Origin of the sequence: Acidimicrobium ferrooxidans DSM 10331 (genome assembly GCF_000023265.1) — a bacterium.
Classification (GTDB): domain Bacteria; phylum Actinomycetota; class Acidimicrobiia; order Acidimicrobiales; family Acidimicrobiaceae; genus Acidimicrobium; species Acidimicrobium ferrooxidans.
Map to the genome: position 1 here is coordinate 286,249 of NC_013124.1, position 15,889 is coordinate 302,137.

The window sequence follows — 15,889 nt, forward strand, 5'->3', positions numbered from 1 at the left end:
GAGTTGGGTCGTGAGCCTCCCCAGTCGTCGATCGCAGGAGCGTCGAGCCGATCTGACAACCCCTGCTCGCACCTCGACAGGGGTCGGGCGCCGAACGACGTCTGGAGCCCTCGGGCCAGAGCAGCTCATCGAGCTGCAGCGCACGATCGGGAACGAAGCCGTGCAGCGCACCCTCGCACGCCACGGTTCCGTTGGTCGCCGGCGCTCGGGCGCCGTCGCCGGGATCCAGCACGCTCCGTCGACGTTGGCGGCGATCTCTGCACACGGGTCGACGATCCGGCACGCGGTGGCGGCGGCGGTTGCTGCGGTCGTCGTTGCGGGGGTCCAGAAGGCGACGGGATCGAAGGGCGGGTCACCGGAGGGTGACCTGCTGGATGCGGCGCTGGGCTTCGCACGTGCGCTCGGTGCGAGCCTCGAGCGAGACGTGCGCACGGGGAGTGGTCTCGTCGCACGATCTGGCGACGATCGCGCGACGCTTGGCGCACGGGCACAGTTGCTGGCCGGCGAAGGGAGCCTGTCCGACACGAAGGCGGCCTCGACGATGGCCACCAGGCTCGCCGAGGTCTACCTGACCACGGCTCTGACCGAGGAGGCAGCGGCCGCCGCTGAGCGCAGGCTCGCCGAGATCGCGCCCGAGATCGGTCAGATCGACGGCGAGCTCGCTCGAGCGATCGCGCACGCGCAGTCCGAATTGGAGGTCGAACAGCAGCTCTCGGCGACGACGCACACCCTGACCGATCGTCTCACGAAGGTCGCCGTCAAGGCGATCGGTCAGAAGCAGCACCGTGCGGTGCGCGATGCGATCGCGGCCGATGGCCTTCGTGGCGCGACGGACGTGCTCGAGCGGACGGTCATGGCGGAGTCCGGCCCGAAGGCCACCTTGAGCCAGACGTCGAAGTCGGTCATCGCCAAGGCACTCGGTTCGTCGCTCAGTGCGGACGCGCTCGAGGTCGTCGACGAGGCCTATCAGTCGCTGCGTGCAGCGGTCGCGACGGCGGTTGCGGCGGAGATCACCTCACGGATCGAGGGTGGATGGTTCTCGCGGGGATCGAAGCGAGCTTCCGTGCTCGAGGCACGAGCCGAGGCCGCCCGGCTCGCCGACACGCTGGCGTTCGCCTTGGAGCGGGACCTTCGGACCGGCACCGGCGTCGCCGGCACCTATCGCGCGACCGGAGACGCAGCCACGGATCGGGTGGGTTCGGCGACCCACACCCGATACCGGGCTGGTCTGCTCTCGAAGGAGCGCAGCAAGGCACCCGAGACACTCGTGTCGCAGCTTGCCAAGGCCTATGGGCATCTGTCGCTCTCGCGTGCGGCCACGACGGCGGTGACGTCACACCTCGACGAGATCGATCCGTCGCTTCCCGAGGCACGGCTCCGGCTCGTGCGCGCGGTCGACGGTATCGCCGATCGGGATCAGGCGCGCGCCGTGGTCGCCAAGCAGCTCGCGTCGCTCACGAGCCGCTCCAGCGCGAACGCCGTCAAGGCCATCACCTCCTCGTCGAACAAGCCGCTTCGCGACGCACTGAAGGATGAGAGCGCGAAGGGCGCCGTCGGCGAGCTCGAGGCTGTGCAGCGTCAGGAGTCGGGTCCGAGCGCTCGCCAAAGCTCCTTGACCGATCAGGTCCTCGCCCAGACCGTCACGTTGCCGTCGCTCACGCCGTTCATGTCGCTCGTCGGGGCGATCATCGATCGATCGGTGCAGCACAACGGGGACGAGATCACCCTTGATCACAGCGTGCGCATCCCGGTGTCGCACGGCGCATTCGTCGGGCTCCGAGCCGTGGGCAAGGCGTCGCGTGACCACGACGCGACACGTGCGGGCATGACCTTCAGCTTCACGGGCGGATGGGACGCCGCCATCGCCCGGGCGATGGCCGGTCTCGGTGGCTACCTGACCATGACCTCGAACCGTGGTGGACACGGCGCCATGGAGATGGCTTCGTACACCCTCTACCGACGCTTTCGGGAGTCGCGGTTGGTGCCCGCCGATCTCACGAGCACCCTCTGGGGCATGGGGGGCATCACGAAGGGCGCCGACGAAGAGCAAGCTGCGGCACAGTACCGTGAGGCAGAGTCCTGGGCCTCGGGCATCGAGCAGTCGATGACGGAGGCAGATGCCGCTGAGTCGGGTCTCCACGCCGAGGTGAGCGGTCGCCTCGGGCATGCGAGCGTTGCCCAGGTCGAGGGTGGATTCGCTGTCAACACCGGTACTCGCTACACCAAGCAGACGTTGGAGCGCTCTGGTGCGCTCGCAGCACCGCTTGCAACAGCGGGCTCCGGCCGCCAGCCGTTGCGCGGCGAGCGGGTGACGACCTTCGAAGCGTTCGCCGGAGCCTCGGGTGGGGGCGGCATCGGCACCACGGAGGCGTACCTCACCTACAGCGCTCCCGACGCGAGCCTGCACAAGCCCTATCGCTTCAGCGTCCAGGCCTCGGCCGGGGCCATGATCCCCGGCATGCCCGGTCAGATCGTGGACTGGGCGGTCGAGGGAGCGTCCAAGCTGACGAGCGCTGCGATGGGGGCGGTCAACAAGTGGGAGCAGGGCAGTAAGGGGAGCGCGGCGCTCAAAGGGGCGGAAGTCACCGCCAAGGCCGGGCTCGAGGTCATCGAGTTCCCGGTGCTCAAGAACGCTCTCAAGGAATCGGCTGGTGTGGCAGCGATCCTCGGGGCGCCGATCGTCGACATCGCCGAGTCGTCGACGCTCGCCCACCAGCCCAGCGTCGTCGGCGTGGCCGCTGCGCCCCTCGTCGGAAAGGCCAATCGGGAGTACGCCAAGGAGGCTGGCTCGCTCGCCTCCACGCGGTTGATGTCCGCATCGAACCCGACGAGTGGGCTTTCCTTCACCCTCTACATCGACTTCTTGCACCCGAAGGAGCGCAGCTACTTCGCGCTGGCGCGCCAGACGTCGACGCACCATGACGCGCACGTGGTCGAGGCGAAGGTCGTCAAGCGCACGTCGCTCTTCTACTTCGATCCGAAGTCGGGTCGCCTCGAGGCTGGCGGTGCGCGCCTGGGAACGACGCGCTGATGGCGTTCGATCTGTTCGACGTCGTTGTCGATGCGTGTCGTGTGCAGGGCTTGGACCCCCAGCCTGTCGGCGGCTACGACCATGTCGTCGTGGCCGAGGTCGACCGGGGGGATCGCCGTTGGCGCTTGTTCGCCGAGGCCGATGGGGCAACCCCCGGCGTCATCGTCTACTCGGTGTTGCCGTACGCCGTCGCGTCGACCCATCGAGACGAGGTGGCTGGGTTCGCCGTGCGGGTGACCTACGTGCTCCGCTACGGGGATCTCGAGGTCGATCTCGACGATGGGGAGGTGCGTGTTCGAACGAGTGTCCTGGTCGGGGCTGGCCCGGTCGCACTCGATGTCGTGGCGGAACTCATCGAGCACAACGTGGCGATCGCCGAGACGGTCTTCCCGCTCGTCGAGCGTGTCGCCGTAGGCGAGCTGAGCGCCGACGAGGCGTTCGGTGTGCTTGCGTCATGATCTGGGGAGGGTCGACGTTCGTCGTCGCATTCGCCCCGACTCGGACGGACGCTCGAGGGACGGCGCTGCTCGAGATCGAGGGTGACCTCTCGGATCAGCGAACGGGAGTGTCGAGAGGCTTCGGGCCGCCTGAGGGTCGGTGGCTCGCGCGGGTGGGCCGTTCGGCGCGAGGAGCGGGCCGCTGCGGTGTTGCGGTGTGTGCACGCAAGCGGACGGTTTCTGTGGGGCGTTGAGACGGCAGGACGCGGTGCCGTGGTTGCCTGTCTCGGTGGGGCTGTCGTAGGATCGTCGCGTACCGATGACCATCCGAGTGGAGGTTGGTATGCGGAGTCTCTGGCGTGTTCGCCATCCGGTGCGGGCGGCGATGCCACGCTCCATCCGACGAGCACGGCGTCGGGCGTGGCGCCTACGTCATCCTCTGCGTGCGTCGCTGTGGACGCTCGCGAGAGGTCGCCGTCCGCGCCGACACCGCCATCGGTGAACACCAGTGCGATCGACGGGCGTCCGTCTCGATCCTCCCACGTGGCGTGAGCTACGATCCGCTCATGGATCGCGCGGCTCAGGCGTCGTGGGAGACCTGGTGGGTCGAGGGCGAAGCGTGCTTCGCAGCCGTTGTGGCGACGCTCGAGGCCGATGCCCTGACAGGGCCATCCTTGCTCCCGGGATGGGATCGTGCGACGGTCATCGCGCACGTCGCAACGAACGCCGACGCGCTCAGCAACCTGCTCCGCTGGGCTGCAACGGGAGTTCCGACCCCGATGTACCCCTCACCGGAGGCGCGTCGTCGAGCGATCGCCGAGACGGCGAGCCTCCCTCGCGACCAGCTCGTCGCGCGAGCGGAGAGCGCGCGAGGCGAGCTCGCCGCACGCATGCACGATCTCGCTCCAGAGGCATGGGATCGCCCGGTCGAGACCCGTGACGGACGCGCGATCGTGGCGAGAGAGGTGGTGTGGATGCGTTGTCGCGAGGTGTGGGTGCACGCCGTGGACCTCGCGGCGGGCGTTGGGTTCGAGTCGATGCCTCCAGCCCTCCTCGTCGCGCTCGCGGACGACATCGTGGCCATGTGGGCGAGGCGGAGCGTCATGGCGCCGTGTCGGCTGGTCGCCGGTGAGCACGCCTGGGGCGTCGAACCGCCGGTCGTGGAGGTCGATCTCGCGACCGCGGTGGCCGTTCTGAGCGGGCGTACCCCGCTCGAGACGCTCGGCCCTGCGGTGGCAGGGCTCGGTATGCCTGCGTGGATCTGAGGTTGTCGTGCGCAGGTGCTGTCGGGTCGGTGTCGGCGCCGGCGCGGATGTGGCAACGACCTGTCGGGCGACGGTGACGGCCACGTGCAGCACGGCCCGCTGCCCGACGAACGCTCCGCGCGACCGACGTTACCACTGGGTCGGGACTCCTCAGAGCGCATCTTGTTCGGGGATCGTTGTCCCATGTTGGCCGGCGCGTCTCGCACACGGCCGTGACCGAGGGCGAGGGCGACCACACTGGGACGATGACCAACGTCGAGAACGTCCCTGAAGTTCGTGTCGTGAGTGCCGCTCGAGAGGTGCACGCGACACCGGCGACCATCTTCGAGCTGATCGCCGACCCGTCCCGTCATGCGTCGTGGGACGGGAACGAGAACGTGGCCTCCGCGAGCGAACACCAGCGTGTGACCCGTGCCGGCGATGTGTTCCGCGCGACCCTCACGACCGGCGCTGTCCGGGAGAACCACGTCGTGGAGTTCGAGGAGGGTCGGCGCATCGCGTGGCAGCCGGCTGAGCCCGGCAAGGAGCCGCCCGGGCACCTGTGGCGCTGGGAGCTCGAGCCCCTCGACGCGGAGCGAACGCTGGTTCGCCACACGTACGACTGGACGGCCCTCAACGATCCGAATCGGTTCGCTCGGGCCCGAGCCACGACCTCCGAGCGGCTCATGGCATCGGTCGAGCGGCTGTGCGCACTCGCAGAGCGCGAGGCCTCGGATCCTGCCTGAGCGTGCGCACGCCGTTGAGCGTGTGTTCGATGGGGCGAACGTTCGCTCGTGGATCAAGGCCGATGCCTCAGACGTCGATCGGGTGATCTCGAAGGCCTGGCAGAGCCGGCGGTGGGATTCGAACCCACGACCTGACGATTACAAGTCGCCTGCGCTACCACTGCGCCACGCCGGCGGGCGCCTGCAGGTTAGCTTGCCTCCACCGAACGTCGGGTTCACCGCAGCGCCGCTCGCCGTACGGTTCAGCGAGCGTCGTGGGCGAGGCCACGGTCCTCGGGGCCCTCGCGATCGCGGGGCCGAGTGCTGACCGCGAGGAGGTGGGCGATGGTCGTTGCCGCGGCGACCATGCGATCGGTCTCGCGCATGATGACGCGGTTGCGCTCGCTGACGTGAGGTGCGCTGGACTCGGATGCGAGGAGCGCGGTCGCCAGCTCGATCTGGGTCGTGCGGGCGCGAGCGACGTCGACGGCGAACCGATCTCCGCGGGCCGCCGCCGCACAGCTTTGGAGGAGGTCCGCGAGGTCGTTGCCGAGGCGTCCGAGGGGCACGCTTGGAGCCGGTGTCGTGCGTTCGAGGTCGAGGAGTCGGTCCAGCACGAGGGCGCTCCAGACATAGCGCCGCACGGCGGCGAGGACGCCGAGGACCCGCTCGTCGTCGTTGACGGGGTCGGAGCCCGAATGTCGTGGCTCGTCGAGCCAGCGGCTGACCGAGGCCTCTGCCCGCTGGCGCGCCAGCCGTGCTCGTCGACGCGCATCGGTGACCGCGACCCGAGCAGTCGGGGTGCCTGACTCCCACGCGCTGCCGAGTAGCGCTGCGTGCTGCGCATCCGCCTCCAGGAGGGTGGCGAGCCGCTCGCCGACTCGGCCTCGTTCCCAGCTCGGCCACGCGATCACCGCCATCACCGCGAGGAGACTGCCGAGCACCGTGTAGACGCTGCGGTCGATCGCGAGGCCGAGCGCAGGCGCTCCCGTGAAGGCGAGCAGAACGACGACGAGCGATGACACCGCGAAGCTGAAGAGCAGGTAGTTCGCGCGCTGGGTCGCGATGGCAAGGCCGGCGAGTGCGACACTCGCCGCGGCCAGCGTGACGGTGGATGGATGTGTGAGCGCGAGCAGTGCAGTCACGAGCCCGACGCCTATGACCGTGCCCATGCTGCGCGCGAACGCACGACGGAGCGTCGTCGTGAAGTCTGGTCGAAGCACGAAGATGACCGTCAGTGGGAGCCAGTAGCGGTGGGCCACCGGAAGCGAGGCCGCGAGCGCTACTGCTACTACGAGTGTCGCCGCGACACGTGCGCCATGGTGACCGACCTCGGACGAGGGTGCCAGGGACCGTCGAAGCGTCGCCATGGCGTCGTGGAGCGATGCGCGGAGCTCACCCTCGACGCGGAGATTCGTGCCGTCGGCACGGCGCATCGGTGCCGCTCGCCCCAGGACCACTGCGCCGAGATGGTCGAGGCTGCGCAGGCTCGCGGCGAGGTTCTCGATGGCGACCGTCGCCTCGCGAGCCCCCTCGCCGAGAGCTCCGTGATCGTCTCCTGCACGCTCGAGCGTCCAGAGGGCGACGCCGAGTATCCGCGCGATCGTCGGCGGCGGCTCATGGTGGCGCTGGGTCATGAGCCGACGTGCGAGCACGTCGAGCCCGTCGGCGAGCGCCGTGAGCGCCGTGTCGATCGCGTCGGCGACGATGCGTGCGTCCGGGACGTCATCGTCCAGCGCCACCTGAACATGGGTTCGGGCCGTGGCGATCGCGGCTGCCTCGAGGCGGATGCGCTCTGCCTCGTCGGCGATGGAGCGTAGAGCGTCGAGGATCGCTGGGTCGCTAAAGGGCTGCGGTTCGCGAAGAGCCTGTCGGAGCGTCTCCGATCCCTCTAGGTCGAGCACGCTCGGAGGCGCAGAACCGATCGCACGAAGGGTCGAGGCGCGCTCTGCGAGAAGCGTCGCGGCGGCGGTCCGCTCCATCGGTGACCTGACGAAGGGAAGGGCGAAGCCGACGAGGAGCAGCTCGCCGAGCCCACCGGCGAGCGTCCACCACCCTGCGACGAGCGCTGGGCCGAGCGCCAGGTGTTGATCCGCGAACAGTACGACGCCAAGCACGGCCTCGAGGCCGATGACGCCAGCCGCAGGGCCGAGCGCGACGGCCCAACCGGCGGCCAGGCCCCAGATCGCGAGGATGGCCATCTCGGCTACGAGGACGTGGCCGAGGGTCGCCCCCACGGTGGCCGAGGCGGCGAAGACGATCGCCCCGACCACCATGGTCACGATGCGAGATCGGTAGGCACCTTCGAGCGAGCTCATGCCGGCGATGATGGCTCCGATCGCTGCCTCGATGGCGCCCCCGAGATGGTGGCTCAGCGCGCCGGCCGTGATAGCGACCGCGACGGCGAGGGCTACTCGAGCGCCAGCGGCGACTCGCAGGCCGCGCCGATCGAATCGGTGGAGATCGAGAGCCGGGCGCGAGGCCGCTAGCGCCGTCACCGTAGCCCCGGCCCCAGTGCTCCGGTGCTGGCCTCAAGACGCAGGAGCCACGTCTTGCGTTCGTCGCCGCCGGCGTAGTGACCGGGCGCACCGTCTGCGCGGATCACACGATGACAGGGAATCACGAGCGGGAGCGGATTGCGGGCACACGCAGTGCCCACAGCGCGCGCGGCTCGGGGCCGACCGATGGCGGCTGCGATGGCGCCGTAGCTCGCGGTGGTGCCGTAGGGAATGCGCACGAGCGCGGTGCGTACCGCCGCGTCGATGCCGCGTGCTGGTGCGAGATCGATGGGGACGTCGATGTCACGGCGGCGCCCACGGAGGTATGCATCGAGCGCGCGCTCGACGACGACGGCGAGCGCCGCACGTCGCGGCGAGAGTCCGGGCGTCGGCTCGACCGCGTCGGCGTCGAACGTGATGCGCGCGAGCCCACGATCGCTGAGGCCGATCGCCACGGTTCCGAGGGGTGTCTCGACGAGTGACCACGACACGTCGTGTCCGTTGGCTCTGCCGTCGTCACCGAGGTCCGCTCGCACGTGGCGTGCCGTGACGTCGTGACCAGCCCCTCGGGGTCCCCGATCGTCGTGCGGGCTGATCGCTGTGGCATCGATGCCATGTGGTGCCAGCGCGCTGCTCACCGCAGTGCCTCCTCGTGTTCCAACAGAGAACCCGATGCGCGGCGCAAGCGCTGCGGCTCGGGACGCCCCGTGCGGTCACGGTGCGGCCACCAGGCGGCGCTGGCTAGCGACCACTGGGGAGAGTCTACTCGCCTCGCAGGTGCTGGTGCCGGGCCGCGCCCGACTCCGTCCCCCTGGTCGAGATCTCGCTCGCACCAGCTAGGGTGGTTCCGATGCCGTGAGCGTTGGGCTCGCGGACGCTGGCGCCTCGTGACGCCAGGCGGGCCAACGAGATCAGTTCTCGGCCGGTGTGATGCACTGGCCGTGGTGTCAAGTCGGCCGTTCTTTCTCGAGCCGACAGGAGACATTACGTTCATGCATGCTGACCTCACGACGCCCACCTCCAAGCCCGTTGCTGGCTCGTCGTTCGCCGACCTCGGCGTCCCGGAACCGCTCGTGGCGGTGGCGACGGCCCAGGGGCTGCTCGAGCCGACTCCCATTCAACGCGCTGCGCTTCCGGACGCCCTCGCTGGGCGTGATGTGCTTGGCTCGGCGCCGACGGGAACCGGCAAGACGCTCGCCTTCGGTCTTGCGGTGCTCGCACGTGTCAGCGCGAGCGCACGCGCGAAGCATCCGAGGGCACTCATTCTCGCGCCCACCCGGGAGCTCGCGATGCAGATCGCGGACGCACTCGATGCCTTCGCACGTGCAGAGCGCCGCTCGGTCGCGGTCTTCTATGGTGGGGTTGGCTACGGGCGCCAGCTCCAGCAGCTGCGCCGCGGCGTCGACGTCGTCGTCGCGACGCCTGGTCGCTTGGCTGATCTCCGCGAGCGTGGCGACGTCGACCTCAGCCACGTCGAGGTCGTCGTCGTCGACGAGGCAGATCGCATGGCCGACATGGGCTTCTTGCCCGAGGTGCGTCGTCTCGTGCAGGCGACGTCGAGCGAACGTCAGACGATGCTCTTCTCGGCGACCTTCGAGGGTCCGGTCGAGACGCTGGTGCGCGAGCTGTGCCACGACCCGGTCCGCCACGTCGTGACGCGACCGGACGACGAGCAGGGTGAGGTGGGTCACCACTTCTGGAACGTCGATCCGAGCGAGCGTCTCCAGGTCACGGCCGCCGCCGTGCGAGCTGCGGGACCGGCGGTCGTGTTCTGCCGGACCCGTCGAGGCGCGGATCGGATCGCGGAGCGGCTCCGCGGCGAGGGCCTTGCGACGGCCGCGATCCACGGCGATCTCAATCAGCGTCAACGCGAACGCGCCCTCGAGGGCTTTCGTGCTGGGCGCATCGATGCGCTGGTCGCCACCGACGTGGCGGCACGCGGCATCCACGTCGATGACGTGCCGCTCGTGATCCACTTCGATCCACCAGAGCGGACGACCGACTACGTCCACCGTTCGGGCCGTACTGGTCGAGCGGGTCGGCGTGGCTCGGTGGTCTCGTTGGTCGGACCACGTGAGCGCTCCTTCGTCCGATCGCTCCAACGCGAACTCGGGTTGCCGCACGGTCTTGGAGCACCGGACGCGGCTCTCCTTCCTGGCTCAGGTCGCGTCGAGCATGTCGGGGGCCGCCGTCCCGCCGTCGGGCGCGAGGTCGAAGAGTCTCGTGCGGCGAGCGAGGGGCGGGGTGTGCCACGTCAGCGCGATCCGAGAGCCCGCCGTGGCTCTATCGGCTCGCGTCAGGGTGGCGCCGTTCGGAGCGACGCGCGTAGCGCGCGTGCGGACGCACCGAGAGGCGGGGCTGCTTCGCCTCGTCGGCCTCGTCGTCCGGAGCGCTAGGCGCGAGGCGTCTGGTCGCTGCTCGGCGCGCTCGAGCGTGCGTGTGTTCGCCAGGCGCCGAGCAGCGCCAGTCGACGTCGCTGCTGGGAGGCGGCGGCGCGATCGAGGCCGTGGTCGCGCTCGATGAGAGCCGCGCTCACCGCATCACGGAGCTCGACCGGCTTCTGATCGTCGTACTTGAACTTGGCGCTGACCTCGACGATCTCGAGCTCGAGCGCTCGGATCGCGCCGAGCATGGTGCCATAGGGCGGCTCGCCGGGGACGACGGCAGCGTGACGACCCTCGGGCTGGAGATCGCCGAGCTGGCGCTCGAGGATCGCCGCCTTTGCCTCGGGGTCGTCGACGATGCGTGGTCGACAGACGAACTGAACGGCGCTGTAGTAGCTCGTCGGCACGCCGTCTGCCGGGGCCGTCGCATCTGGCGCGCGCCAATAGCCCGGAATGAACGCGTAGTCGCCGTGGAACGCGACGCGCACGCGCGTGGCTCGCTCGAGGTGTGGCCATACGGGATTGGTGCGCGCGAGATGAGCAACGAGCACGGTGTCGACGAGGGAGAGGTGGAGCGGCAGGACGAGGGGAGCCTCGTCGGGGTCGAGGTTGGCGACGGCGAGGACGCCGAACGGCTCGTGCTCGGCGAGCCAACGACGCCACTCGTCCTCGCTGGTGGCTGCGTCCCACGGGTGAATCAGCATGGCAGGTCCCTTGCGTGTGTCGCGACGGCTCTCGGTGCGCCACAGCGCACCTGCGCAGCGTAACACGATCGCCACGCGGACCCACACGGTGCCGTCGAGCGCGCCCTAGCCTTCGCGCTGCGCACGAGCGCTTGTGCGGACTCGTAGGTGACGACGGCGCACGAGTCTCGTCCGAGGCATGGGTCGTGAGGGGATGATGGCGGAGTGGCTCGAGGACCATCTGGCGATCCTGTTCGTGGTCGCGGTCGGGATCGGCGTCGGCGTTGGGCGGCTTGGCGGGGGAGGTGCCGTCGCGATCGGGCCGACGCTCGCACTGCTCGTCGCAGCGAGCGCCGTGACCGTGGGCGCTGGCAGTGGCGTGCGGTCAGGTTCGCGTTGGCGACTGGTGCTCGTCGTCGTCGTTGCCCAGGCGGGGATCGTCGTCGTCACCGAGCTCGTCGCCGCGATCGAGTCCGGCCCGCTTCGCGATGCGGTGCTGTGCCTCGGGGTCGCGCCCAGCGAAATCGCAACGATCGGTCTGGCGGCGTTGGTGGGGCGGGAGGCAGCCCGCGCTGCGGCGGTGCTCGTGGCGGGCTCGGCGATCCTGAGCGTCGTGGTTGCGGGCCCCGTGCTCGGGCTCCTCGCAGTCTCGGGGCATGTCGCGTCGAACGGCGTCCTCGTCGCTCTGGCGCTCGAGGTGGCCCTGCCGGGAGCGATCGGGATGGGGGTCGCGCGTCTCGTCCGACGTCCTTGGGTTCGCGGCACTGGGCGTCTCGTGAGCCCACTCGCGCTCCTCGCCCTCGGCGTCGAAGTGGGGACGTTGGCGCCGATCGCCATCGCTGACGTGGCTGCGATCGGAAGCTTCGCGCTCGTCATCGTTGGGAGTGCGGCGGTTGCGCTCGCGATGGCGATGCTGGTTGGGACGACTGCACGTGCCGGTGTGGTGCTGGCGGTAGGGGTGCGGGACTTCGCGGTCGCCTCGGGCATCGCCGAGGCGGCGATCGGGGCGCACGCAGCAGGCGTGCTTGCGCTCTACGGACTGCTCGGCGTTGGCGTCGCGGCCGGTGCCGAGCGCTGGTGGCGCTCGAGAGGAGCGCGCTCCTAGCGGCTCCCGAGCACCATCGCCGTCGGCGAGGCGGCGTGCGCCCGCCGCCTCGGTGGTCTAGCGTGAGGCGCGGAGGCGATGGGCGTGGGAGCGACGGTGCGCATCGAGCGAGCGGGTGCCGTGTGGACGGTCCTCATCGATCGGCCCGCGGTGCGCAACGCCGTCGATCGGCCGACCGCCGAGGCACTGGCCGATGCGTTCCGAGCCTTCGACGCCGATGACGAGGCCGCTGTCGCGGTGCTGAGCGGGACCGGCGGTTCGTTCTGTGCCGGTGCCGATCTCGGGGCCTTCGGGACCGAGCGCGAGAATCGTCTCGACCCGACCGGTGACGGTCCGATGGGCCCGACCCGTATGGTCCTCTCGAAGCCGGTCATCGCCGCCATCGAGGGCTGGGCGGTCGCCGGGGGTCTCGAGCTCGCCCTCTGGTGTGACCTACGGGTCGCGGCCGAGGACGCCGTGCTCGGGGTCTTCAGCCGTCGCTTTGGCGTTCCCCTCATCGACGGCGGGACCGTACGCTTACCGCGGCTCATCGGTCGATCGCGGGCTCTCGACCTGATCTTGACGGGTCGGGCGGTCGACGCGACCGAGGCGCTCGCGATGGGACTCGTCAATCGCGTCGTCGGTCGAGGGGCCGCGCTGGATGCGGCGACGGAGCTGGCGAGGCAGCTCGCTGGGTTTCCGCAGGCGTGCTTGCGCAGCGATCGCGCGGCACTGTATGCGGCCGAGGGACAGTCCGAAGCCGACGCGCTTCGCACGGAGTTCGTCGCAGGTCAGCGTCCGCTCGAGGCAGAGGCGAGAGCCGGTGCTGGGCGGTTTCGCCGTGGGGCGGGACGGCACGGACGGCCACTGGATCAATGACCAGGGACGTGGCTGCGTTGACGATGGCGGGCCGCGCCCAGATCAGGGACGATCACGACCGCACCCGTGCAGTGGTGCGCGACGCGGGCGCTCACGGACCCGATGAGTGCATCGGCGAAGGGGCGGTGTCCGTGCGCGCCGACGACGAGGAGCTGGGCGTCGCGGGCTTCGACGCAGAGCTGCTCAGCGGGGTCTCCCTCTCGAAGGACCGACTCGACGGCGACGGTGGGATGGTCCTCGTCGATGTCGGCGAGCACGTCGTCGAGCACACGTCGAGCCGCGCTTGCCAATGCCGTGTCGTCGGCGATCGGTCCGAGATCGCCCGCTCCAGCGAGTTCGTAGTCGTAGGGCGAGCGCCAGACATGCACGACGCGCACCGTCGCGCTGCGCAGGGCGGCCTCGGCGAGCGCCCAACGGAGCGCGAGTCGGCTTGGTTGGGAGCCGTCGACGCCGACGACGATCAGTTCGGCCATCAGATCATGTCCTCCTTCCGGTCGTGGCCTCGGTAGCGCCCGCTGGAGCGAGGGCCGCCGATGGCTCCGCTCTCGACGGTGCGCTCCGTACCTGTCTGAGCAGAGGCGCCTTGATCGTGTCGAGTGCGAGTGTGAGCACCCCGACGGCACCGATGAGGCCGACGACGTCTGGGAACGGTACGGGGGCCATGAGGATGCCCGTGGTCGCAAGGACCGCCACGATCACGAGATCGGCAAGGGACGTGAGGGCGAGCCACCAACTCGGGGGCGAGGTCCACAGATGGCCGGGTTCACGCACGAGGTAGACCGTCGCCTGACCGGTTGCGACGAGCATGACGAACGCGAGCGTCTGCGTGGATGCCAGCGACAGCCCGAGCACGTCGCGTCCGATCGCGACGGTGGCGAAGGCCACGAGGAGCCACGGCACAGCGATGACGAGGGCGGCCAGGGCGAGCTGGTTCACTCGCCAACGGTCCGGGGAGGGGGAGTAGCTGACACGGTCGGTGGCGAGCGACATGGTGACGACGTCGTTGGCGAACAGCAGGAGGAGGACGAGTCGGGGCGTCGTCACGAAGGTGTTCATGACGAGGAGCCCGAGACCGAGAAACAGCGAGACCTGGAAGGTCTTCGCGATCTTGTTGAGTGTGTACGTGAGCATGCGCTGGTAGACACGACGCCCGGTCTCGACGGCCGCGACGATGCCGCCGAGGCCCGGGCTCGTCAGCACGAGGCTCGCCGCACTCTTGGCGACGTCCGTCGCGTTCGAGACCGCGATACCGACCTCCGCACGCTTGAGCGCGGGGGCGTCGTTCACGCCGTCGCCGGTCATCCCGACCACATGGCCGCGTCGCTGTGCCCGCTCGACGAGGAGGAGCTTGTCCTCGGGAAGGACGCTCGCCATGACGTCGACGTCGATCGGGCCGTCGCTTCGTCGCCGAAGGTCGTCGAGGTCACCGAGGCGCTCGCCGATGCCGACCTCCCGAGCGACCGCGAGTGCCGTCTGTGGTGTGTCGCCCGTCACCATGATGACCCGAACGCCGAGCTCGTGCAGGTGGCTGACGAGCGCGCCGGAGTCGGGGCGAGCAGGATCGCCGAGGGCGATGAGGCCGACGAGCTCGAGGGTCGTCGTGCCTCGCGCGACCGCGAGGACCCGCGCGCCGCCCGAGGCCAGCGCCGCGACGGCGTCGTCGAGGCCGGGGGGTGGGTTCTCACAGAGGCTGGCGACGGTCGCTGGCGCGCCCTTGACGATGCGCGTCTCGGTGTCGGCCGCGTCGCGCCAGAGCGCCTCGGAGCGCTTGGTCGCAGGATCGAACGGCGTGAACTGCACGCGCTCACCTGGTCCGGCTGGCGACAGTGTGCGAGCGAGCACCGCGAGGTCGATCGGGTCTTGGGTGGCTGCGTCGGAGGCGGCTGCGGCGAGGCCGAGCACGTCGTCGCGGGAAGTGTCGCCGAAAGGGGTGACCGCCGTGACCGTGAGGACGTTCTGCGTGATGGTGCCGGTCTTGTCGCTGCAGAGCAGATCCATCGCCGCGGCCTCTTCGATCGCACTCAGGTGCGTCGCGAGCACGCCCTCGCGCGCGAGCGCCATCGCCCCGACGGAACTCGCCAGCGTGAAGGTCGCCGGCAGGGCGACCGGAACCGCCGCGACGAGCAGGATCAAGACGAACGGGACGAGGGTTGCGGGGTCGAGATGGCGAACGAGACCGTCGACGACGATCGCGACCACGAGCAGAGCGTCCAAGGCGAGCAGGGCCCGCACGATACGCAGGATCGTCTGCTCGAGGTGGCTCTGGGTCGTCGCCGTCCGCACCAGTTGTGCGGTGTGACCGAAGTAGGTGCGCTCGCCGGTCGCGCTCACGACGGCGGTCGCCTCGCCGCGCACGACGACCGAACCGGAGTAGCACGTCCCCGAGCCATCCAGGTTGACCGGTCGCGATTCGCCGGTGAGGACGGATGCGTCGAGCGAGATGCGTCCGTCGACGACGTCGAGGTCGGCGGGGACGATGTCGCCGACGCGGACGTGGACGACGTCGCCAGGGACGAGGTCGGCGGCGTCGACGGTGCGCCAGGTGCCGTCACGCCGCACGCGAGCCTGTACGGCGAGTCGTTGGCGCAGCAGTGCGAGCGCGCCGTCGGCCCTGCCCTCTTGGACGAAGCTCAGGGCGCCGTTGAAGACGATCAGGAGGGCGATGATGATCGCTTCGGTGAGGTGGTGATCGAGCAGCTCGAGCACGACCGCAGCCTCGAGGAGGTAGGCGATCGGGCCGGTGAGCTTGGACAGCAAGCGCCGCAGGACGTGTGGCCGTTCGGGTGCGACGGCGTTGGGGCCGATGGCGGCGAGTCGAGACGCGGCTTCGCGCTCGGTGAGGCCTGCGGGCTCGGGCGCCGAGGGGCTGGTCGCAGACTGGAAGGGATCCGATGTCGTCGGTTCCGTGTCCGCCATCGGGCCTC

The 15,889-nt window shown here is 69.9% G+C and carries 12 protein-coding genes and 1 tRNA gene; 7 read left to right on the plus strand and 6 right to left on the minus strand.

Going from position 1 to position 15,889, the window contains the following annotated elements:
* The first annotated feature begins 10 nt into the window (after nucleotides 1-10).
* From AFER_RS01445 to AFER_RS01465, 4 genes are all read left to right on the plus strand, one after another.
* Nucleotides 11-3,031, plus strand: coding sequence for a hypothetical protein (locus AFER_RS01445; RefSeq protein WP_041661613.1), 3,021 nt, complete (start codon nucleotides 11-13; stop codon nucleotides 3,029-3,031).
* Entirely contained in the window at nucleotides 3,031-3,489 is a 459-nt protein-coding gene (locus AFER_RS10720; RefSeq protein WP_015797753.1) for a type III secretion system chaperone family protein, read from the plus strand. The genes AFER_RS01445 and AFER_RS10720 overlap by 1 nt, the downstream gene beginning before the upstream one ends.
* 545 nt (nucleotides 3,490-4,034) lie before the next feature.
* On the plus strand, nucleotides 4,035-4,733 hold the full coding sequence (locus tag AFER_RS10725; protein ID WP_143711898.1) for a maleylpyruvate isomerase family mycothiol-dependent enzyme: 699 nt from the start codon (nucleotides 4,035-4,037) through the stop codon (nucleotides 4,731-4,733).
* Between the two features lie 245 nt (nucleotides 4,734-4,978).
* Nucleotides 4,979-5,458: an SRPBCC family protein gene (locus AFER_RS01465; protein WP_041662003.1), complete on the plus strand. Its 480-nt coding sequence runs from the start codon at nucleotides 4,979-4,981 to the stop codon at nucleotides 5,456-5,458.
* A gap of 103 nt (nucleotides 5,459-5,561) precedes the next feature.
* Here AFER_RS01465 and AFER_RS01470 read toward each other — a convergent pair.
* The 3 genes from AFER_RS01470 to AFER_RS01480 form a co-directional block, all read right to left on the minus strand.
* Nucleotides 5,562-5,633, minus strand: a tRNA-Thr gene (locus AFER_RS01470).
* Nucleotides 5,634-5,700: 67 nt separating this feature from the next.
* Nucleotides 5,701-7,935: an FUSC family protein gene (locus tag AFER_RS01475; RefSeq protein WP_015797756.1), complete on the minus strand. Its 2,235-nt coding sequence runs from the start codon at nucleotides 7,933-7,935 to the stop codon at nucleotides 5,701-5,703.
* On the minus strand, nucleotides 7,932-8,573 hold the full coding sequence (locus AFER_RS01480; protein ID WP_015797757.1) for a methylated-DNA--[protein]-cysteine S-methyltransferase: 642 nt from the start codon (nucleotides 8,571-8,573) through the stop codon (nucleotides 7,932-7,934). The genes AFER_RS01475 and AFER_RS01480 overlap by 4 nt, the downstream gene beginning before the upstream one ends.
* A gap of 354 nt (nucleotides 8,574-8,927) precedes the next feature.
* Here AFER_RS01480 and AFER_RS01485 point away from each other — a divergent pair, with 354 nt between their 5' ends.
* Complete coding sequence (locus AFER_RS01485; RefSeq protein ID WP_015797758.1) at nucleotides 8,928-10,331, plus strand: DEAD/DEAH box helicase; 1,404 nt, start codon at nucleotides 8,928-8,930, stop codon at nucleotides 10,329-10,331.
* On the opposite strand, the gene AFER_RS01490 is transcribed toward AFER_RS01485, so the two are convergent.
* Nucleotides 10,328-11,023 carry an FMN-binding negative transcriptional regulator gene (locus AFER_RS01490; RefSeq protein WP_015797759.1) on the minus strand — a complete coding sequence of 232 codons (696 nt, stop codon included), beginning with the start codon at nucleotides 11,021-11,023 and terminating at the stop codon, nucleotides 10,328-10,330. The genes AFER_RS01485 and AFER_RS01490 overlap by 4 nt on opposite strands.
* A 178-nt stretch (nucleotides 11,024-11,201) precedes the next feature.
* On the opposite strand from AFER_RS01490, the gene AFER_RS01495 reads away from it, so the two are divergent.
* Together AFER_RS01495 and AFER_RS01500 are read left to right on the plus strand one after the other, a co-directional pair.
* A complete protein-coding gene (locus AFER_RS01495) occupies nucleotides 11,202-12,107 on the plus strand; it encodes a hypothetical protein (protein WP_041661615.1) in 906 nt (301 codons plus the stop codon).
* Nucleotides 12,108-12,185: 78 nt separating this feature from the next.
* Nucleotides 12,186-12,965, plus strand: coding sequence for a crotonase/enoyl-CoA hydratase family protein (locus tag AFER_RS01500; protein WP_041661616.1), 780 nt, complete (start codon nucleotides 12,186-12,188; stop codon nucleotides 12,963-12,965).
* Here AFER_RS01500 and AFER_RS01505 read toward each other — a convergent pair.
* Nucleotides 12,959-13,438: a universal stress protein gene (locus AFER_RS01505; RefSeq protein ID WP_015797762.1), complete on the minus strand. Its 480-nt coding sequence runs from the start codon at nucleotides 13,436-13,438 to the stop codon at nucleotides 12,959-12,961. The genes AFER_RS01500 and AFER_RS01505 overlap by 7 nt on opposite strands.
* A gap of 4 nt (nucleotides 13,439-13,442) precedes the next feature.
* Complete coding sequence (locus AFER_RS01510; protein ID WP_015797763.1) at nucleotides 13,443-15,881, minus strand: plasma-membrane proton-efflux P-type ATPase; 2,439 nt, start codon at nucleotides 15,879-15,881, stop codon at nucleotides 13,443-13,445.
* Nucleotides 15,882-15,889 lie beyond the last annotated feature (8 nt).